The following is an 18586-nucleotide window of genomic DNA, read 5'->3' on the forward strand; positions in this document are numbered from 1 at the left end:
CCTGTACGGTACAGCGTACGGCGAAAGGACCTCAGCCCATGACCAGCACGACCGAACCGAGCACGACGACCGGCGTCCGTGCCGTCGCCGGCGTGCTGGGGACGCTCGTCGCGGTCTCCGTGCCCCCGTTCCTGGTCGGCACGCTCGCCCTCCAGATGGGCCGGACCATGGCCTTCGGTGCGGGGGAGGTCGCCACGGCGGTCGCCGGGTACTACGCGGTCTCGGCGCTGCTCTCGCCGTTCTCGGGCCGGTTCGTCGCCTGGTGCGGGCCGCTGGCGGCGCTCCGGCTCGCCGCGCTCGGCAGCATGCTCGGGCTGGTCGGCGTGGCCCTCGCCGGGGACGCCGGCTCCGTCGTCGTCGCGCTGACCCTCATCGGGATCCCGAACTCGCTCGTGCAGCCCGCGTCCAACCAGATCCTCGCGGGCATCGGAGCAGGGCGGGTGCGTGCGGTCGCGTTCGGCGCCGTGCAGTCCGCCATCCCGGCCGCGACCCTGATCGCCGGCGCCCTGCTCGCCGCGGTCGGTGGTACCGGATCGTGGCGGGTGGCGGTCTGGACGGTCGTCGCCCTGGTGGCGGCGGTGCAGCTGGCCATCCCGTTCGACCGTGACGCGGTGCCCCGGCCCCCGCGGCCGTCGGCCTCCCGCCCCGCCGGCGGGCCGACCTCGGTCCCGACGCCGGTCCGGGCGCCGGTCCCGGTCGGCGGCGCGCCGCTGGTCGCGGCGCTCGTCGGCGGTGCGTTCCTGGGCTCCGTCGCGGCGACCACCCTGCCGTCGTTCCTGGCCGTCACCGGGCAGCACGCGGGTGTCTCCCCGCAGGCCGTGGGCGCCGTCCAGATCGCGGGGAGCCTGACCTGCATCGTCGCCCGGGTGCTGGCCTCGTGGTCCGGCGGGCGTCACGAGGGGGCCGACTCCCTGCGCGCGGTGGGCATCATGCTCGCCGGCGGGGCCCTCGGCTACGTGCTGCTCGGCACCGGCTCGGGGTGGGGCTTCCTGCTCGGCGCGCTCGCGGCCTATGGCCTCGGCTGGGGCTGGAACGGGCTGTTCAACCTGAGCGTCACGCAGGCGCGACCGCACAGCATCGCCGCCGTCACCGGCCTGACCCAGGGCGGCGTCTTCTTCGGCGGGATGTGCGGACCGCTGCTGTTCGCCGCCGTCGCCGGGGCCGGCCGCTACGGGCCGGCCTGGTACGTCATCGCGATCGCCGCGGCCGCCTCGGCCGCGCTGATCGCCCATGCCAGACAACGTTGGGTGAGAAGCGGAGTGGAGATATGACCAACTGGGACGACGAGGGCGTCTTGGACCTGATGATCGGCGCGATGCGGGTCGAGGCCGACGGCGTACTGAGTCTCGAGCTCGTCGATCCGGAGGGCGGGATCCTGCCCGAGTGGACGCCGGGGGCTCACATCGACCTCGGGATGCCCGACGTCGTGCGGCAGTACTCGCTGTGCGGCGACCCGGCCGACCGCGACCGCTATGTCGTGGGCGTGCTCGCCGAGCCGCAGTCACGAGGTGGCTCGAGCTACCTGCACGAGGAGGCCCGGCCCGGCGACCTGGTCGAGGTCGGCGGTCCGCGCAACCACTTCGCGCTGGTGCCGGCCAAGCGCTACCTCTTCGTGGCCGGCGGCATCGGCATCACCCCGATCCTGCCAATGATCCGGCAGGCCGAGGCCGAGCGGGTCCCGTGGCGCCTGGTGTACGGCGGACGGACCCGCGCGTCGATGGCCTTCCGTGACCTCCTCGCCGGCTACGGCGACCGGGTCCTGATCCAACCGGAGGACGAGGCCGGGCGGCTCGACGTCGCCGGCATCCTGGCCGACCCCGAGGAGGGCACCGCCGTCTACTGCTGCGGTCCCACGGGGCTGATCGACGCGGTCGAGGCCGCCTGCGAGAGCTGGCCCGAGGGCGCGCTCAACGTCGAGCGCTTCGCGGGCAAGGACCTCTCCGGCCTGGAGTCCGCGCCGGTGCGGGTCCGCTGCGCGAAGTCCGACGTCACCGTCGACGTCGCCGCCGACGAGAGCATCCTCGACGCCCTCGAGACGGTGGGCATCAGCGTCGCGAACGCCTGTCGCGACGGGGTCTGCGGATCCTGCGAGGTGCGGGTGCTGCAGGGGGAGCCCGAGCACCGCGACTCGTTCCGCTCGCCGGGCGAGGGCGACGACACGGCCCTGGCGGTCTGCGTCTCCCGCGCGCGCACGCCCGAGCTGGTCCTGGACATCTGAGCCCGGCATCCGAGTCCGGCACCGACGTGAACCTGGAGGAAGGAAAGACCATGAGCCTCACCGAGAACGAGCAGTCCACGACGGACGCACCCGAGCGCCGGGCCGCCCGCCGGCGGGCGCCGGGCGAGGCGCCGCCCGCCCCGCGCCGCGTCGCCGGCGAGCGCCGACCCCGCGCCGGGCGGCGCCGTACCGCGTCCAACGAGCACGGCAACGACTGGTCGTCGTGGCCGCTCTACGACGCCGCCGAGCTCGGCTTCCGCGACTACTGGTACCCGGTCATGTGGGCCGAGCAGGTCGGCAAGAAGCCGGTGCCGGTGGAGCTGCTGGGCGAGCGGATCGTGCTCGTGCGCGAGAAGGACCGGATCTTCGGCCTGCACGACCGCTGCCCGCACCGCGGCGTGCCGCTGTCGCTGGGCCGGCGCCAGTACGAGGGCACGATCAGCTGCCCGTACCACGGCTGGACCTACCAGCTCGACAGCGGCCGGATGTGCGCGGCGCTGACCGACGGCCCGGACTCGCCGATCAACAACAAGGTCTCCGTGTCGACCTACCCGGTCGAGCAGCGGCTCGGCCTGGTGTGGATCTATGTCGGCGACGCCCAGGGCGACGACGTGCCGCCGGTCGAGCGGGACATCCCGGACGAGCTGCTCGACAACGACTTCGTGATGGGCGGCCGGTGGGACATCCGCGAGGGCAACTGGCGCTTCGCGGCGGAGAACGGCTTCGACGAGGGCCACGCGAAGTACCTCCACAACACCGCGCTGTGGCGGCTGTTCAAGGTGATGCCCGCCTGGAACATGACGCGCATCGTCGAGGAGGACGGCTGGCTGATCCGGGTGCAGGACGAGGTGCACTGGGAGGCCGAGTTCCCGGGGCTGGGCACCTGGACCAACAAGCGCTGGTGGAAGCGGATGCCGCTGCCCGACGCCCCCGGCAAGGGCAAGCGGGTCAACCCGGTCATCAAGGGGCTCAACATCCCGGGCTTCGTGTCCTTCCGGCTGCCCGGCCTGCTGCGCGTCGCCTACCCGGAGTTCATCCACTTCGAGTGGTACGTCCCGGTCAACGAGGACCAGGTCCGCTACGTCCAGATCCTGGTGCGCTTCGAGAAGGGCGCGAAGGCCTCGATCTTCAAGGCGAAGTACCTCTCCGCGATCCGCTGGCTCTTCCACGGTCAGTTCACCGGTCAGGACGCCTGGATGGTCGACGTGATGAACGCGCCGCCGGAGAAGCTCTACCGCCCCGACCTGTCCCTGACGGCGATCCGCCGTCACATCGAGCAGGTGGCGCCGACCGTCCAGGTCGACCGCACGCCCGGCTCGAAGCGCCAGCCCCCGGCCGAGTGACCGACCCGAGAGGACTTTCGAGGATGAAGCTCCACCCCAAGGCACTGCTCCGCGTCGTCGCCGTGCTCGCCGTCCTGGCCGTGCTGCCGCGGCTGGTGCAGGCGGTGCTGCTGCGCCTGACCGGCACGGTCGTGCGCGACGTACGCCGCCAGGACCGGCCCGCCTCCCTGCGATGACCGCCGCCCGCCCTCGCCTCGCCGTCGAGCGGCGGGGCGAGGGGACGGCGTCTGCGCCGCCGATCGTCGTGCTGCACGGTGGCGGGCCCGGCTGCCACGCCGCCGCCGACTTCCGGGCGCTGTTGCCCGCCCTCGCCGACCGGGTGCTGTACCTGGTCGACCTGCCCGGGTACGGCGGGTCGCCGCTGCCCGCCTCCCGCGGGCCGCGGATGACCGGTGGCGCCGACGCGCTCGCCGCGCTGCTCGACGAGCGGGGGCTGGCCCGGTGCGACGTGCTCACGACATCGCTGGGCGGGATCGTCGCGATGGTCCTGTCGGCGCGCCGGCCGGACCTCGTCGGCCGGCTGGTCGCCTGCGGCAGCCAGCCGCTCCCGGCGCCACCGGGCATCGCGGCCGACCTGGGGCTGGGCCCGCGCGCCCGCGCAGCGTACTACGACTCCGCCGAGCCGACGCCCGAGCGCCTGCGCGAGACCGTGCTCGCGCTCGAGTGGCGGGACCCGAGCCGGATCCCCGACGAGCTGGTCGCCCTGCGCCACGCGGCGAGCCTGACGCCCGCGAGCCGGGCGGTCGCCGCGGACCCCGGCCTGCTCGGCGACCCCGAGGACCTCACCGGCCTGCTCGGCGAGGTGCGCGCCGAGACCCTCGTGCTGTGGGGCGAGCACGACCCCTTCGGCGAGCCGGCGTACGGCGCCTGGCTCGCGGACCGGCTGCCGCGGGGGTCCGCGGCGGTGGTCCACGGCGCCGCCCACCACCCCCAGGCCGAGTTCCCCGAGCGCACCGCGGCGCTGGTGCGCGCCCACCTGTCCTGAGCAACGAGGAGAACGAGCATGACGACACCCGACCCGAACGCCGTCCGGACCGCGATCGACGCCGCGTGGCGCGAGATCGACCGCGACCGGCTGGCCGAGCTGGTCGTCGGCCTCGTCGACATCCCGTCCCCGACCGGAGAGGAGGCCGAGCTCGCGCAGTGGGCCGCCGCCGAGCTCGACGCGCACGGCGTGTCCGCCCGCACGCAGTGGCTCGACGAGCGGCAGGCCAACGCCGTCGGCGAGCTCGCCGGCAGCGGTGGCGGTGAGGACGTGCTGCTCTACGCGCCGATCGACACGCTGACCGTCGGCGACGCCGCCGAGGACGTGCCGTGGATCGGCCCCGTCCTACGCGAGGACATGGAGCCCCGGGCCCGGGTGGACGGCGACCACGTGCTCGGTCTCGGCGCCTCGAACCCCAAGGGCCACGCGGCCTGCGTGATGGCCGCCGCCGAGGCGATCGCCGCCGCCGGGCTCGAGCTCCCGGGCAGCGTGCTCGTCGGGCTCGGCGCCGGCGGGATGCCGACCAACGGGCGCATCGAGCGCGGCCTGACCCGGCACAACGCCGGCCAGGGCGCCGGCTGCTCCTTCATGCTCGAGCAGGGTGTCTGGGCCGACCACGCGGTGATCGCCAAGCCGGGCTGGGCGGTGGCCTGGGAGGAGGTCGGCCTGTGCTGGTTCGAGGTCGAGGTGGAGGGCAACTTCTCCTACGTCGGCAGCCGGCACCGGATGCCGTACCGCAACGCGATCGCGGGCGCCTCGGTCGTCGTCCTCGAGCTCGAGCAGTGGTTCGCGACGTACGCCGAGTGGCACACCGACGGGCTCGTGGCGCCGCAGGGCATCGTGTCGGCGATCGAGAGCGGCTGGCCCCGGATGTCGTCGGTGACCCCCGCCCTGTGCCGGTTCTACGTCGACCTGCGCACGAGCCCCCGCACCCCGCTCGCCGACGTGCGCCGCGAGTTCGGTGCGGCCGTCGACGAGATCCGCGCCCGGCACCCCGAGCTCGCGGTGCGCTGGCGCTCGCGGCTGACCATCCCCGGCACCGCCACCCCCCAGGACGCCCCGGTGGTCGCCGCCGCCGTCGCCGCGTGGGAGGAGCTCGCCGGTGCGCCGCACCGCCCGATCGTCGCCAACAGCGGTGCGACCGATGCCAACATCCTGCGTCAGAAGGGCCTGCCCACGGCGCGCATCGGCATGGACCGGATCGGCCCGGACGCGCCGTTGCCCCTCGACTTCCCCGCGGGCATGAACGTCGTGGACCTGCGGGAGGCCGAGCGCCTCACGCGCCACCTGGTGCACACCGCCGTCACGCTCGCCAGTCGCCCCGCGGGTCGCCCCTCGGCCTAGCCCGCCGCCCCGGCAGCCGCGTCCCCGCGTCAGAGCACCAGGCGTCGTACGTCGCCGGCGAGGTGCGCGAGGTGCGCGGTGAAGCGGGCGGCGAGCGCGCCGTCCACGACCCGGTGGTCGTAGGACAGGCACAGCGGCAGCATCAGGCGCGGCACGAACGTCTCGCCGTTCCAGACGGGTGCCGTCTTCGAGCGGACGACTCCGAGGATCGCGACCTCGGGAGCGTTGACGATGGGGGTGAAGTGGGTGCCGCCGATGCCGCCGAGGCTGCTGATCGTGAACGTGGCGCCCTGCAGGTCGGTGGCGGTGAGCCTGCCGTCGCGGGCCCGCGCGGACAGATCGGCGAGCTCGCGGCTGAGCTCGAGGATGCCCTTGCGGTCGACGTCGCGCACCACGGGGACGACGAGGCCGTCGGGCGTGTCGACGGCGACACCGATGTGGACGTAGTCCTTGAGCACGAGCTCCTCGCCGACGAGCGAGCTGTTGACCTCGGGGTACTGGCGCAGGGTCGCGGCGGCCGCCTTGAGCAGGAAGCTCAGCAGGGTCACCCGGTAGCCGTCGGCGCGGGCGGCCTCGTCGAGCTCGCGGCGGTAGGCGTCGAGGTCGGTGATGTCGGCCTCGTCGGCATGGGTGACGTGCGGGACGTTGAGCCAGGAGCGGTGCAGGTGCGGGCCCGAGATCCGCTTGATGCGGGAGAGCGGGACCCGGCGGACCGGGCCGAACTTCGCGAAGTCGACCTCGGGGAGCGCCGGGATCCCCGCACCTGCGGCGGATCCGGGGGTCGCGGGAGCGACGCCGCGGTCGTAGTGGGTCAGCAGATCCTGCTTGGTGACCCGGCCCTTCGGGCCGCTGCCGGTCACGGTGGTGAGGTCGACGTCGAGCTCGCGGGCGAGGCGTCGTACCAGGGGCGTGGCCCGCAGGCCGCCGTCGTCGGAGCCGGCCGTCGCCGGCTCCGTTACCTCGACCGCCTCGGCTACGACGGCCGGAGCGGGCGCCGGCTCGACGGAAGCCTCGACCGGAGCCGCCTTCACGGCGGCGCTGTCGGCGGCGCTGTCGGCGGCGGCGCTCTCCGCGACCGCGATCACCGTGCCCTGGCTGACCGTGTCACCCACCGTCACCGAGACCGACACGATGGTCCCCTCGACGGGCGACGGCACCTCCATCGTGGCCTTGTCGGTCTCCAGGGTGACGAGCGGGTCCTCCACCCGCACGACGCTGCCGGGGCCGACGAGCACCTCGATGACGGGTACGTCGGCGAAGTCGCCGATGTCCGGCACGCGAATCTCCACGGGGCTCTCCATCGTTGCTGTCCTCACGCGTGGGCCGGGTCGGCCCGGTCGGGGTCGATGCCGTACTTCTCGATCGCCTGGGCGACCACGGCCGGGGTGACGGTGCCCTCGTCGGCGAGCCGGCGCAGGGCGGTGACGGCGATGAAGTGGCGGTCCACCTCGAAGTGCCGGCGCAGGTTGCGGCGGTAGTCCGACCGGCCGAAGCCGTCGGTGCCGAGCGCGGTGTAGCTGCCGGGCACGAAGGCGCGGATCTGGTCGGCGTACGCCTTCATGTAGTCCGTCGCGGCGACGACCGGACCGGGCCGCCCCGCCAGGCAGGACGCGACGTACGACGCCCGCGGCTCCTCGAGCGGGTGCAGGGTGTTCCAGCGCTCGGTGGCCAGGCCGTCGCGGCGCAGCTCGGTGAAGCTCGGGGCGCTCCACACGTCGGCATCGATCCCGAAGTCCGCCGCGAGCAGGTCGGCGGCGGCGAGCACCTCGCGCAGGATGGTGCCCGAGCCGATCAGCTGCACCTGCGCGGCACCCTCGGCCGGCCGCAGCTCGTAGAGCCCCTTGAGGATGCCCTCGGTGACGCCCTCGGGCATCGGCGGGTGCTCGTAGTTCTCGTTCATGAGCGTGAGGTAGTAGAAGACGTCCTCTTGCTCGGCGTACATCCGGCGCAGGCCGTCGGCGACGATCACCGCCAGCTCGTAGCCGTAGGTCGGGTCGTAGGCGACGCAGTTGGGGATCATCGCCGCCTGGAGGTGGCTGTGGCCGTCCTCGTGCTGCAGTCCCTCGCCGTTGAGCGTCGTGCGTCCCGCGGTGCCGCCGACCAGGAAGCCGCGGGCCCGGATGTCGCCGGCCGCCCAGGCGAGGTCGCCGACCCGCTGGAAGCCGAACATCGAGTAGTAGACGTAGAACGGGATCATCGGGGTGTCGCTGCTCGAGTACGACGTCGCGGCGGCGATCCACGACGACATCGCGCCGGCCTCGTTGATGCCCTCCTGGAGGATCTGCCCGCTGGCGTCCTCCTTGTAGAACATCAGCTGCTCGGCGTCCTCGGGCGTGTAGAGCTGGCCGCTCTGCGAGAAGATCCCGATCTGGCGGAACAGCCCCTCCATGCCGAAGGTCCGCGCCTCGTCCGGCACGATCGGGACGACCCGCTTGCCCACCTCCTTGTCGCGCAGGAGCTTGGTGAGGATCTGGACGAAGGCCATCGTCGTGGAGATCGCGCGCCCGTTGGAGCCGGCCAGCTGCCCGGAGAAGGCCTCGACGCCGGGCACCGCCAGCGCCGACGACGTACGCCGCCGGGCGGGGAGGTAGCCACCGAGGTCCCGGCGACGGGCGTGGAGATAGGCGTGCTCGGGGGAGCCCTCGGGGAACGACACATAGGGCAGGTCGAGCAGGTGCTCGTCGGCGACCGGGATCGCGAACCGGTCGCGGAAGGCGCGCAGCGCCGGCTCGGCGACCTTCTTCGCCTGGTGGCTGATGTTCTGCGCCTCGCCGGCGCTGCCGAGGCCGTAGCCCTTGACCGTCTTGGCGAGCACGACCGTCGGGCTGCCGGTGTGGGCGGCAGCGGCGGCGTAGGCGGCGTACACCTTCTGCGGGTCGTGGCCGCCCCGGGTGAGCCGCCAGATCTCGTCGTCGCTCCAGTCCGCGACCATCGCGGCGAGCTCGGGATCGACGCCGAAGAAGTGCTCCCGGACGTAGGCGCCGTCCTTGGACTTGAAGGTCTGGTACTCCCCGTCGACGCACGCCATCATCCGGCGCTTGAGCGCCCCGGTGCTGTCGCGGGCGAGCAGCTGGTCCCAGCCCGAGCCCCAGATCAGCTTGATGACGTTCCAGCCGGCGCCGCGGAAGACGCCCTCGAGCTCCTGGATGATCTTGCCGTTGCCGCGCACCGGGCCGTCGAGGCGCTGGAGGTTGCAGTTGACGACGAAGACGAGGTTGTCGAGCTTCTCGCGGGCGGCCAGGGAGATCGCGCCGAGCGACTCGGGCTCGTCGGTCTCGCCGTCCCCGAGGAAGGCCCACACCTTGCGGCCGGCCGTGTCGGCGAGGCCTCGGGCGTGCAGGTACTTGAGGAAGCGCGCCTGGTAGATCGCCATCAGCGGGCCGAGGCCCATGGAGACGGTGGGGAACTGCCAGAAGTCCGGCATCAGCCACGGGTGCGGGTACGACGAGAGGCCGTCCCCGCCGGTCTCCTGGCGGAAGTTGTCCAGCTGCGCCTCGGTGAGCCGGCCCTCGAGGAAGGCGCGCGCGTAGATGCCGGGGGAGAGATGGCCCTGGACGTAGACGAGGTCGCCGCCGTGGTCGTCGGTGGGCGCGTGCCAGAAGTGCTGGAAGCCGACGTCGTAGAGCGTCGCGGCGGACTGGAAGCTGGCGAGGTGACCGCCGAGCTCGGTCGAGTCCTTGTTGGCGCGCAGCACCATGGCGATCGCGTTCCAGCGGATGGCCGAGCGGATCCGGTGCTCGATCTCGCGGTCACCGGGGTGGACCGGCTCGTCGGCGGTGGCGATCGTGTTGACGTAGGGCGTGGTGGCGACGAACGGGACGCGCGACCCGAGGCGCTGCGCCTCCTCGAGGACCTGGTCGAGCAGGTACGCCGCGCGCGGCTCGCCCTCGAACTCGAGGACGGCCGCGAGGGCGTCGCGCCACTCCTGCGTCTCGGCGGGGTCGATGTCGCTCATCCCGGGGTCCTGTCGCTCGGAGGTGGGGCGGCTCCATCCTCAGCGCGGCAGGAACATGCGTCCAATGCCTAGTTCACAGGACAACGATGTCTACTGCGCATGGATCTCGTGGCTGGTGCGCAGCGCGTGCGCTCGGAACGCCGCCGAGGCGGGCGGCAGCGCACGGTCCCTCACCCAGGCCAGGCCGATCTCCCGGGAGGCCGGGACGTCGGTGACCCGCAGGTGCGGCGTCGTGGGCGCCGCGGTGCTGCGTGGCTCGGGCAGCAGGGCGACGCCCAGGCCGGCGGCCACCAGGCCTCGGAGGGTCTCAACCTCCTCGCCCTCGAAGCCGATCCGCGGCGTGAAGCCCACCTCCCCGCACAGCTCCTCGGTGATCGCGCGGAGGCTGAAGCCCTTCTTGAGCACGATGAACTGCTCGTCGGCGACGTCCGCGAGACGCGCCCTCCGGCGTCCGGGGGCGGTGCGGCGCCCGGCCAGCCGGTGGTCCGGCGGCACGACGAGCCGGAGCGGCTCGAGGAACAGGCGGCGACTCTCGAGCTGCGGATGCTCAGGGCGGTCGCCGGTGATCGCGAGGTCGACCAGCCCGCCGAGCAGGTCGTCGACCAGGCCGGCGTCACCGTGCTGGCGCAGGTCGAAGCGCACGTGCGGTCGCTCGACGCGGAAGCTGCGGATCAGCTCGGGCACCAGCCAGGTCCCGAGCGTGTGCAGGAAGGCCACGGGGACGAAGCCGGCGTCCGGCGCGGTGAGGTCCTGCACGGAGCGCACGCCCCGTTCGTAGGCGTCGATCGCCTCGCGGGCGTGCCGGGCCAGCTCGCGCCCCGCGGGGGTGAGGGTGAGCCCGCGACCCACGCGCTGGAAGAGCGGGGTGCCGACGTCGCGCTCGAGGCGCGCCAGCGCGCGGGAGACCGCCGGCTGAGTGCGGTGGACCCGCTCGGCGGTCTCGGTCACCGTGTGGCCGTCGGCCACCGCGAGGAATGCGCGGATCGTGTCGAGCTCCATGACCCCATGCTCCCAGTGCATGGGTCGCCCCCGCGTCGTCCCGGACGGATCGGTCGTGGATCAGGCGGCTCCGCGACCCGCCCCGCCTCAGGTGCCGAGCAGCTCGCCGAGGACCGCCGCGCGGAGCTCGGGGAGACGCGGCCCGACGCCCGTCGCCCGATCGGCGAGGTCCGCGCCCGCGCGGCGCCGGTCCGCCTCGCCGAGCTCCAGCAGGTCGAGGACGGCGTAGGGGTCCCAGTGCTCGTAGACGATGCACTGGAAGCGAGCGCCCACGCGGGTCCGGCGCTGCGAGATCCCCACCAGCTTGCGGCCCTCGACGAGCACCTCGCCGGGGCCGAGCGCCGCGAAGCAGACCAGCCGCCCCCACGGGGTCTGCTCGAGCCCGCCGCGGTAGAGCTCGGCCGCCACGCCCAGGCTCGCCAGTGCCCGTTGCCACGCCTCACCGAGCCAGTGGACGGAGGCGCGGACGTCGTCGCTCCACCGCGGGTCGTCACGGGGCACGACCACGTCGAGCCACAGGGAGCGGTCCGGGTCGACGTACACCGCGCCGCCCCCGCTGCGCCGGCGGACGACGTCGACCCCGGCCGCCGCGGTGGCGACGGCGTCGGCCACGGTGGGGTCCTGCGCGCTGCCGAGGACCAGTGCCGGGCGGTCGGGGAGGAAGGACCAGACCTCGGCCCGGGCCAGGTCGTCGGGCACCGGCCGGGCATGGAAGTCCGCGATCGACCCGGTGACCTCGCGCAGCAGCACGTCACCGGATTCTGCCCGAGCCGGTGTCGGGTTGCGGGGTCGGGCCGGAGGGGAGACCCGTCCGGCGCGGTGCGGCGACGACTCGCCCCGGATGTCGCTGCCGCACCGACGGGGGTGGGCGTGGGCGCGGACCACTAGTGACGGGAGGCCCGCGGCTCGCTCCCGTGCTGGTGCAGCTCCTCGGTCCCGGCGGCGACGAGCAGCTCGGCCTCGACCTGCCACACGGACTCGGCGTAGGTGAGCGCGGCGCTGAGGCGGCGGTAGTCGGCCACGTCCTCCTCGCTCGGCGCGATCCCGGCGGCCCACCGACGGGTCAGGCGGTCGGCGGCGCCGTTCGCTCGCTCGAGCGCGAGCTGCAGGGCGCGGGCCGCGCGGTCGTAGGGCGTCTCGGTCACTGTCGCTCCTCCGTCCGGGCGGTGTCGCTGCCGGCTGTCGTCGTCCGCATGGGATCCCCTCGGGTCGAGGTCTCCTGCCGACGGGTGGTCGGGGGAGGCCGTTGGGTGTTCAGGTGGCCCGAGCCGGGGCACCCCGAGCGGTGCATGTCGACGCTACCCACGCGATCGGGCCCGGGCACGGGATCCGCGGGCATGGTTCTCTGATGAGGTATCGATCCCACGTCCCCGTGAGGCAGATCGCGTCGGGGTGGGGAGACTCGGTGTGGGCTTGGCGGGATCGGGGAGACTGAGCCCGAGCGTCGCCGGTGGGGAGGCCGCGGCGCCGACACCGGAGGGGCGCATGTGGAGCATCGTCGAGCGATTCGAGACACGACATCGCGGCGACGTACCCCTGCGCCACGTGTGGCGACGGGGGCAGTGGGCGATCCGGCCCGCCGAGGGCCCGCGGCACCAGGTACGACGCGTGGTGCTGGCCAACGCCCTCGCGCTGGTCTCCTTCGCCGACGACGCCGACCTGGACGATCTCGAGGAGCTCGCCCGCCAGCTCGGCGTCGCCCGCCTGGCCGACCTGCAGGAGGAGGTGCTCGCCGCGATCGACCCCGCGTCGAGGCGACCGCGCACCACGGCGCTGGTCGTGCGGCTGGCCCGGGCGGCCTGGGCCGAGACCGCCGGTGACGAGGACGGTCGGGACGGCCGGGACGGTCAGGACGCCGACGGCACCGAGGGCGTGGAGCTGCGGCGCGCCGCGCGCCTGCGGTGCGCCGACCTGGTCACCCACCTCCTGCTCCGCGGCGACGATCAGCACTCCGCGCCCCCTCCCGCCGCGTCCCGGGCCGACGTCCTGCGCGCCTTCGACGACGGCGACCTGCCGTCCTGGCGCCGGCACGTGGCCGCGATCGCGGCGGAGCCGTGGGCCGGCCCGGGCTCGGACTGGATGGCCCTGCTCGACCCGGACCGCGACGCCTTCGCCCTCGCCTGCCTGCGGGCCCACGTGGCCCGCGCGCAGCGGGACGCGGCGGACCGGGAGCGCGGCGCGGTCGCGAAGCACATCCGGCGCACGATCGCCGAGGCCGGGATCTCCCAGCGCGAGTTCGCGCAGCTGATCGGCACCTCGCAGTCGCGGCTCTCGACGTACGTGTCCGGTGCCGTGATGCCGTCGGCCGCGATGCTGGTCCGGATCAGCCAGGCCGGCGACGGGCTGCGCCGCTCCACCCGCACGACCCGGTCGGGCTAGGACGCCTCCTCGACGCCCGCGGCAGCCGGGACCGGCTCGGCGATCGGCACGGAGTCGACGAGCGCGTCGTCGGCGTACAACAGCACCGCGGACAGGAACTCCGCGGGCGCGAGGCCGAGGGGCGGGAGCAGCAGGAGGTCGAGCGCCGCGGGGTCGGTGCCGTCGTAGTCGAAGGTGCACGCGACCGGATGCCACGGCGTGGCGATGCCGACCTCGCCGAGCGCCGGACAGGTCCAGCCGTCCGGCCACGTCGGATGCTGGTAGAGCACCGTGCGGGTGAGGGTCACCACGACCCGCAGGGTGCGGGGCGGTCCACCGTCGAGCTCGGGCAGGACGCGCAGGCGCCAGCGCCCGGAGCCGAGGTCGTCCGCGGGGGCGATCGTGACGGGGCCGAGCCGGGTGCACGGCCCGAGCTCGCCGAGGTCGCCGGTGAACCGGGCGGGCGTGTCGGGCGCGAGCTGGTAGCCGGGCTCCGCGTGGGCGACCACGGTCCACGGCCCGGTGCGGCCGTCGCCCTCGACGAGCTCGTAGCGGATCCCCTCGGTCACCGGCAGGACCAGCCGGCCCGGCGTCGCGCAGTCCGCGACCGGGTACGCCGCCGGCGCCACGGGCGTCACCGTCACCCGCGGCACGACCGTGGGACCCGCGGTCGGAGTGCCCGTCGGGGCCGCGGTCGGCCCCGGCGTCGGCTTGCCCCCCGGTCCCGGCTTCCCGGGCTCCGGGTCCTCGGGCTGCGGCGCGGGCTTCGCCGGTGTCGGCGCCGGTGTCGGCGCCGGCGGGGGCGCGACCGACGGTGGCGTGGTGGGCGTCGGCTCCTCCTCCACCGACGGCGGCACCGAGGGAGGTGCCGGCGGCGGGGCCACGCGGTCCGGGTCCGATGCCGCCGACGACGCGGAGGGCGACGTGATCGCCGGTGCCTCCGCCGCGGCCGGGTCCTCGGTCCGCGCCTCCGACAGCACGAAGCCGGTCGCGACGGCGAGCGCGCCGGCCGCGGCGCCGGTGGCGAGCGTGAGCCGCAGCGGGTTGGTCCGCGGTCGTGGGACGACGACGGCCCCGCCGCCGGCGCCGGCGGCGGTCCCGCCCGCCAGCCAGGCGACCGGAGCGCCCGCCGCGGGCAGCGCGCCGAGCAGCACGACCGGGAAGAGGTACGCCGCGAGCCGGGTGTTGAGCCGGTCGAGCATGAGGTACGCCGCGCGGCACTCGGCGCACTCGTCGAGGTGCGTCGCCATCCGGGCGTGGGCGCCACCGGTCAGCCGGCCGCGGACGTAGCGACTGAGCCGAGGACGGGCCCAGGCGCACCCCGCTCCGAACGGGGCCTCGTCCAGGTGTCGGTCGAGATAGGCCTGGCGCAGGCCCTCGCGCGCGCGGTGCGCCAGCGAGGAGACCGCCCGGGCGCGCATGCCGAGGATCGCGGCGGTCTCGACCGGCTTGCGGCCCTCGACCTCGACATGCCACAGGACGCGCTGCCAGGACTCGGGCAGGGTCGCGAACGCCTCCCGCGCGGTGTCGGCCTCGACCCCGTCGAGGACGGCGTCCACCGGCGGCACCTCCGTGTCGAGCAGCCACTCCTGGTCGGAGGCGGGCCGCTCGCGCGGGCGGCGGTGCGACTCGCGGAACCCGTTGCGGATCGTCACGTGGAGATAGGCCCGGAAGTCGGCGATGGAGCCGGGCTCGGCGCGGAGCCGGGCGATCACGCGCGAGAAGGACTCCGCGACGAGCTCCTCGGCCCCGTCCTGCCCGACCAGGATCGTGGCCAGGCGGCGAGCGTCGTCGACGTGGTCGCGGTAGAGCTTCGCCGCGTCGTCGTGCGATGGCGCGCGGTCATGCATGTCGTGTGGTCCCCCCGATCAGGGCAGCTGGGCCCCGATCCCCTCGCGACAGGTGTCGCGTCCTGCCTCGCATGGTAGGCCGCCTACCCCGAGGTCAGCGAGCTTTCGCCGACCAAGGGTAAAAGTTTCACGTTCCGCGTGATATCCGGCGATCTCGCGCATCTAGGTCTGCAGGCGTCGCCTCGCGATGGTCCGGCGCCTTCCGTCCGTACCGCCTCGCCAGGAACCGCCGATCGATGAGCAACGCACCGAGCCGCCTGCACCCCGTCCACCCCGCGCTGACCGCCGCTGTCATCGAGGGCGTGCTCGCGCGGCGCGAACGGGTGCGCCGGAGCGACCGGGTGGTCTGGGCCCGGTTCCTGGCACTGCTCGACGAGCGGACGGACGAGGCGCGCTCCGCGCAGCTCTTCGCGGTGCTGGCGAACCTCGTCGGCGTGGTCGCCTTCGCCGATCCCGACGACCACCGCACCACCGCTCAGCTCGCCGAGGCGATCGGCGAGCAGCAGCTCGCCCGGCTCCAGCACCGGGCCGCGAGCCTCCTCGAGGCCGACGCGGCGGGGCGCTGGACGGCCGAGGCGTGCCGGCGCTGGACGGCCGACGACGTCCCGGCCGAGGTCGCGCGGGCCTGCGCCGCGACGGCGTACGCGCTGGTGCTGCACGACATCGAGTCGGGCCCCGCGGTCCCTTCCGCCTCCGCGGCCCCCGCGGCGCCCGCGGCGCCGCCGGTGCGCACCGTCGGCCAGCTCCTCGCGCTGCTGGCCCGCGGCTCGACCGCCGAGTGGCGCGCCCAGCTCGACGCCGTCGCCGCGAGCCCCTGGGGTCCGTACGCCCACGAGCTGCTCCGCCTCGCGGAGCGGAGCCGGTCGCCGCGCGCACGGGCCGTCGTCGAGACGGTCGTCGACCGGTGTCGCGAGCGCCGCGAGGCCTCGGAGCGCGCGCTGGTCGCCCGCGACATCAAGGCGTGCATCGCCCGGGCCGGCATCTCCCAGCGGGCCTTCGCCGCCCACATCGGCACGTCGCCGTCGCGACTCTCGAGCTACGTCACCGGAGCCGTGGTGCCGTCGGCCGCCATGCTGCTGCGGATCCGCCGGGTCTCGCGCCGGCTGCGCGACCGGGCCGCCGAGGAGATGGCGGCGACGCGGGGCGCCTGAGCGTGGATCCAGGCTGAGGCCGGACGGCGCCCGTCACACCGCCAGGTAGGACCGCAGCCCGGCCATCGCCCGGTCGATGATCTCCGGCAGCTCGGGCGCATCGGCGTCGGGCTCGGCCAGCCACGTCTCGTACGCCGACAGCGAGATCGCCAGGGACGCGTGGCCGGCGACCCGGGGGACCAGGTCGTCGGGGTGCGCGCCGGTGCGCCGGGCGACGTACTCGGCGATCACCCGCCGCCACTCGGCGTACCGGAGCACGGAGTGGGCCTGCAGCTCCGGGGTGGTCAGGATCAGTCGCATGCGCTCGCGGTGCGGCGGCCGGGCGTCGGCCGGGAAGCGGTTGAACTCCATGACGCCGCGGTGGATGGCGGCGTGGACCGGCAGGTCGTCGGGCTGGTCGTCGAGCAGCGCCCGGAAGTGGTCGAGGGTGCGGTCGAACCGGCCCCACGGGATGTCGTTCTTGGACTGGTAGTAGCGGAAGACCGTCCGCTTGCCGATCCCGGCCTCGCGGGCGATGGCCTCCATCGTCGTACCGGCGAAGCCGTGGGAGGCGAAGAGCCGGAACGCGGCCTGCTCGATCGCGGCGTGGGACGTCGCGACGGGGCGTCCGCGGGCGGAGGAGCGCGCCGGCGTCGGTCCGGCGGCGACCGCATCGGGCGCGGGTTCGGGCATGGGGCCGGAAGTTAGCACGTCGGCCCCCTTCCATTTTGGCATCCGGTGCCATTAGTGTGGCGCGAACCACAACCGACGAGAGGATCACGATGAACCCCGAGCTCGAGAACCAGACCCCGTCGACCGAGCTGGCGGCCGAGGACCTCATCGAGGAGGTCTCGATCGACGGCATGTGCGGCGTCTACTGATGGACGCCCTGCTGGGGGAGCCGTGGGCGCTCTCGCCGTCGGTGGCGCTGCGGCCCGAGCCCTTCGGGGCCCTGGCCTACCACTTCGGCAACCGGAAGCTCACCTTCTTGAAGCGGCCCGAGCTGGTCGCCGTCGTCCGCGGCCTGGACGCGGCGCCGGACGTGCGGACCGCACTCGAGTCGGCCGGCGTCCCGGCCTCCCAGCACGCCGCCTATGCGGCGGCCCTGCGCGGCCTGGCCGCGACCGACATGATCCGCCCGCGCACCACCTTCCAGGAGGACCCCGCATGACGATCGCGCCCGACCGGCCGCAGACCGCGAGCCTGGTCCAGCAGTTCGAGTACGGTCTCGACGCTCCGATCTGCCTGACCTGGGAGCTCACCTACGCCTGCAACCTGGAGTGCGCCCACTGCCTCTCCTCGTCCGGTCGCCGCGACCCGCGCGAGCTGAGCACCGAGCAGTGCAAGGCGGTCATCGACGAGCTCCAGCGGATGCAGGTCTTCTACGTCAACATCGGCGGCGGCGAGCCGACCATCCGCCCCGACTTCTGGGAGCTGTTGGAGTACGCCGTCGACCACCAGGTGGGCGTCAAGTTCTCCACGAACGGCGTCCGGATCACCCCCGAGCGGGCCCGCTTCCTCGCCTCGCCCGCCTGTCGTGGCTACGTCGACGTGCAGATCTCGCTGGACGGCGCGACCGCCGAGGTCAACGACTACGTCCGCGGCCCCGGGTCCTACGACACCGCCCTGCGTGCCCTGCGGAACCTCCAGGACGCGGGCTTCCAGGACGCCAAGATCTCGGTCGTCTGCACCCGGGAGAACATCGGTCAGCTCGACGAGTTCAAGGCCCTCGCCGACGCGTACGGCGCCACGCTGCGCCTCACCCGGCTGCGCCCGAGCGGCCGCGGCGCCGACGTCTGGGACGAGCTGCACCCCCGGCCGGAGCAGCAGCGCGAGCTCTACGACTGGCTGATGGCCTACACCGCCGACGGCGAGCAGGTCCTCACCGGCGACTCGTTCTTCCACCTCGCCGCCTTCGGCGAGTCCCTGCCCGGCCTCAACCTGTGCGGCGCCGGTCGCGTGGTCTGCCTGATCGACCCGATCGGCGACGTCTACGCCTGCCCGTTCGCGATCCACGACGAGTTCCTGGCCGGCAACCTGCTGGCCGACGGCGGCTTCCAGCGGGTCTGGCAGACCTCCGCGCTGTTCCAGGAGCTGCGCTCGCCGCAGACCGGCGGCGCCTGCTCGTCGTGCCGGTTCTTCGACTCCTGCCGCGGCGGCTGCATGGCGGCCAAGTTCTTCACCGGCCTGCCGCTCGACGGCCCCGACCCCGAGTGCGTCCAGGGGTACGGCGAGCAGGCGCTCGCCGCGGACCGGGTGATCCCGCCCGCGAGCCAGGACCACTCCAAGTCCAACCCCACGCGCAACCAGCCGGTGATGCTCACGCTGCGCACCCGACCGCCGGTCTCCGACTGCGCGGAGAGCCCGCTCGCCGGCTTCGTCCCCGATCAGACCTGAGGAACCC

At 74.1% G+C, this 18586-nt stretch carries 18 protein-coding genes; 11 read left to right on the forward strand and 7 right to left on the reverse strand.

What is annotated here, in order from left to right:
* Positions 1-38 precede the first annotated feature (38 nt).
* Genes ACPZVR_RS00440 through ACPZVR_RS00465 form a run of 6 tightly spaced genes read left to right on the forward strand, consistent with a single transcriptional unit; the run spans position 39 to position 5890 of the window.
* Positions 39-1271 carry an MFS transporter gene (locus tag ACPZVR_RS00440; RefSeq protein ID WP_436697591.1) on the forward strand — a complete coding sequence of 411 codons (1233 nt, stop codon included), beginning with the start codon at positions 39-41 and terminating at the stop codon, positions 1269-1271.
* Positions 1268-2218 (forward strand): PDR/VanB family oxidoreductase, encoded by a 951-nt coding sequence (locus ACPZVR_RS00445; RefSeq protein WP_436697592.1) that lies wholly within the window; start codon positions 1268-1270, stop codon positions 2216-2218. The genes ACPZVR_RS00440 and ACPZVR_RS00445 overlap by 4 nt, the downstream gene beginning before the upstream one ends.
* 50 nt (positions 2219-2268) lie before the next feature.
* Positions 2269-3561, forward strand: coding sequence for a Rieske 2Fe-2S domain-containing protein (locus ACPZVR_RS00450; RefSeq protein ID WP_436697593.1), 1293 nt, complete (start codon positions 2269-2271; stop codon positions 3559-3561).
* Positions 3562-3584: 23 nt separating this feature from the next.
* Positions 3585-3737, forward strand: a complete 153-nt coding sequence (locus ACPZVR_RS00455; RefSeq protein WP_436697594.1) for a hypothetical protein — start codon at positions 3585-3587, stop codon at positions 3735-3737.
* Positions 3734-4546: an alpha/beta fold hydrolase gene (locus tag ACPZVR_RS00460; RefSeq protein WP_436697595.1), complete on the forward strand. Its 813-nt coding sequence runs from the start codon at positions 3734-3736 to the stop codon at positions 4544-4546. Before ACPZVR_RS00455 ends, ACPZVR_RS00460 begins: the two co-directional genes overlap by 4 nt.
* An 18-nt stretch (positions 4547-4564) precedes the next feature.
* Positions 4565-5890, forward strand: a complete 1326-nt coding sequence (locus ACPZVR_RS00465) for a M20/M25/M40 family metallo-hydrolase (protein WP_436697596.1) — start codon at positions 4565-4567, stop codon at positions 5888-5890.
* 29 nt (positions 5891-5919) lie between these two features.
* On the opposite strand, the gene ACPZVR_RS00470 is transcribed toward ACPZVR_RS00465, so the two are convergent.
* The 5 genes from ACPZVR_RS00470 to ACPZVR_RS00490 all read right to left on the reverse strand — a co-directional run bounded on the left by ACPZVR_RS00470 (position 5920) and on the right by ACPZVR_RS00490 (position 11989).
* Positions 5920-7191: a 2-oxo acid dehydrogenase subunit E2 gene (locus ACPZVR_RS00470; protein WP_436697597.1), complete on the reverse strand. Its 1272-nt coding sequence runs from the start codon at positions 7189-7191 to the stop codon at positions 5920-5922.
* An 11-nt stretch (positions 7192-7202) separates the two neighbouring features.
* Complete coding sequence (aceE, locus tag ACPZVR_RS00475; protein WP_436697598.1) at positions 7203-9845, reverse strand: pyruvate dehydrogenase (acetyl-transferring), homodimeric type; 2643 nt, start codon at positions 9843-9845, stop codon at positions 7203-7205.
* 90 nt (positions 9846-9935) lie between these two features.
* Positions 9936-10844, reverse strand: a complete 909-nt coding sequence (locus ACPZVR_RS00480; protein ID WP_436697599.1) for a LysR family transcriptional regulator — start codon at positions 10842-10844, stop codon at positions 9936-9938.
* Between the two features lie 87 nt (positions 10845-10931).
* Complete coding sequence (locus ACPZVR_RS00485) at positions 10932-11594, reverse strand: lipoyl protein ligase domain-containing protein (RefSeq protein ID WP_436697600.1); 663 nt, start codon at positions 11592-11594, stop codon at positions 10932-10934.
* Between the two features lie 134 nt (positions 11595-11728).
* On the reverse strand, positions 11729-11989 hold the full coding sequence (locus ACPZVR_RS00490; RefSeq protein ID WP_436697601.1) for a hypothetical protein: 261 nt from the start codon (positions 11987-11989) through the stop codon (positions 11729-11731).
* 340 nt (positions 11990-12329) lie between these two features.
* Between ACPZVR_RS00490 and ACPZVR_RS00495 the strand changes: the two genes are divergently transcribed.
* The gene (locus tag ACPZVR_RS00495) at positions 12330-13223 is read left to right on the forward strand and encodes a helix-turn-helix domain-containing protein (protein ID WP_436697602.1); all 894 of its coding nucleotides are present in this window, start codon (positions 12330-12332) and stop codon (positions 13221-13223) included.
* Here the strand turns inward: ACPZVR_RS00495 and ACPZVR_RS00500 are convergent.
* Complete coding sequence (locus ACPZVR_RS00500) at positions 13220-15052, reverse strand: sigma-70 family RNA polymerase sigma factor (RefSeq protein WP_436697603.1); 1833 nt, start codon at positions 15050-15052, stop codon at positions 13220-13222. The genes ACPZVR_RS00495 and ACPZVR_RS00500 overlap by 4 nt on opposite strands.
* Before the next feature lie 236 nt (positions 15053-15288).
* On the opposite strand from ACPZVR_RS00500, the gene ACPZVR_RS00505 reads away from it, so the two are divergent.
* Complete coding sequence (locus ACPZVR_RS00505; RefSeq protein ID WP_436697604.1) at positions 15289-16203, forward strand: helix-turn-helix domain-containing protein; 915 nt, start codon at positions 15289-15291, stop codon at positions 16201-16203.
* A gap of 33 nt (positions 16204-16236) precedes the next feature.
* Here the strand turns inward: ACPZVR_RS00505 and mftR are convergent, their stop codons facing one another.
* Positions 16237-16875 (reverse strand): mycofactocin system transcriptional regulator MftR, encoded by a 639-nt coding sequence (gene mftR / locus ACPZVR_RS00510; protein WP_436697605.1) that lies wholly within the window; start codon positions 16873-16875, stop codon positions 16237-16239.
* Positions 16876-16964: 89 nt separating this feature from the next.
* Between mftR and mftA the strand changes: the two genes are divergently transcribed.
* Genes mftA through mftC form a run of 3 tightly spaced genes read left to right on the forward strand, consistent with a single transcriptional unit; the run spans position 16965 to position 18579 of the window.
* Complete coding sequence (gene mftA / locus ACPZVR_RS00515; RefSeq protein ID WP_436697606.1) at positions 16965-17063, forward strand: mycofactocin precursor MftA; 99 nt, start codon at positions 16965-16967, stop codon at positions 17061-17063.
* Positions 17063-17353: a mycofactocin biosynthesis chaperone MftB gene (mftB, locus tag ACPZVR_RS00520; RefSeq protein WP_436697607.1), complete on the forward strand. Its 291-nt coding sequence runs from the start codon at positions 17063-17065 to the stop codon at positions 17351-17353. The genes mftA and mftB overlap by 1 nt, the downstream gene beginning before the upstream one ends.
* Positions 17350-18579: a mycofactocin radical SAM maturase gene (mftC, locus tag ACPZVR_RS00525; protein WP_436697608.1), complete on the forward strand. Its 1230-nt coding sequence runs from the start codon at positions 17350-17352 to the stop codon at positions 18577-18579. The genes mftB and mftC overlap by 4 nt, the downstream gene beginning before the upstream one ends.
* Positions 18580-18586 lie beyond the last annotated feature (7 nt).

The sequence above is a fragment of the Nocardioides segetis genome (genome assembly GCF_051390595.1).
GTDB lineage: Bacteria > Actinomycetota > Actinomycetes > Propionibacteriales > Nocardioidaceae > Nocardioides.

What these genes read in the sequence shown, in the direction of transcription:
- ACPZVR_RS00480 (WP_436697599.1), bottom strand. Translation starts at nt 10,844, where the DNA reads ATGGAGCTCGACACGATCCGCGCATTCCTCGCGGTGGCCGACGGCCAC.
- ACPZVR_RS00465 (WP_436697596.1), top strand. Translation starts at nt 4,565, where the DNA reads ATGACGACACCCGACCCGAACGCCGTCCGGACCGCGATCGACGCCGCG.
- ACPZVR_RS00500 (WP_436697603.1), bottom strand. Translation starts at nt 15,052, where the DNA reads ATGCATGACCGCGCGCCATCGCACGACGACGCGGCGAAGCTCTACCGC.
- aceE (WP_436697598.1), bottom strand. Translation starts at nt 9,845, where the DNA reads ATGAGCGACATCGACCCCGCCGAGACGCAGGAGTGGCGCGACGCCCTC.
- ACPZVR_RS00450 (WP_436697593.1), top strand. Translation starts at nt 2,269, where the DNA reads ATGAGCCTCACCGAGAACGAGCAGTCCACGACGGACGCACCCGAGCGC.
- mftA (WP_436697606.1), top strand. Translation starts at nt 16,965, where the DNA reads ATGAACCCCGAGCTCGAGAACCAGACCCCGTCGACCGAGCTGGCGGCC.
- mftB (WP_436697607.1), top strand. Translation starts at nt 17,063, where the DNA reads ATGGACGCCCTGCTGGGGGAGCCGTGGGCGCTCTCGCCGTCGGTGGCG.
- ACPZVR_RS00505 (WP_436697604.1), top strand. Translation starts at nt 15,289, where the DNA reads ATGAGCAACGCACCGAGCCGCCTGCACCCCGTCCACCCCGCGCTGACC.
- ACPZVR_RS00495 (WP_436697602.1), top strand. Translation starts at nt 12,330, where the DNA reads ATGTGGAGCATCGTCGAGCGATTCGAGACACGACATCGCGGCGACGTA.
- ACPZVR_RS00460 (WP_436697595.1), top strand. Translation starts at nt 3,734, where the DNA reads ATGACCGCCGCCCGCCCTCGCCTCGCCGTCGAGCGGCGGGGCGAGGGG.
- ACPZVR_RS00440 (WP_436697591.1), top strand. Translation starts at nt 39, where the DNA reads ATGACCAGCACGACCGAACCGAGCACGACGACCGGCGTCCGTGCCGTC.
- ACPZVR_RS00445 (WP_436697592.1), top strand. Translation starts at nt 1,268, where the DNA reads ATGACCAACTGGGACGACGAGGGCGTCTTGGACCTGATGATCGGCGCG.
- ACPZVR_RS00470 (WP_436697597.1), bottom strand. Translation starts at nt 7,191, where the DNA reads ATGGAGAGCCCCGTGGAGATTCGCGTGCCGGACATCGGCGACTTCGCC.
- mftR (WP_436697605.1), bottom strand. Translation starts at nt 16,875, where the DNA reads ATGCCCGAACCCGCGCCCGATGCGGTCGCCGCCGGACCGACGCCGGCG.
- mftC (WP_436697608.1), top strand. Translation starts at nt 17,350, where the DNA reads ATGACGATCGCGCCCGACCGGCCGCAGACCGCGAGCCTGGTCCAGCAG.
- ACPZVR_RS00455 (WP_436697594.1), top strand. Translation starts at nt 3,585, where the DNA reads ATGAAGCTCCACCCCAAGGCACTGCTCCGCGTCGTCGCCGTGCTCGCC.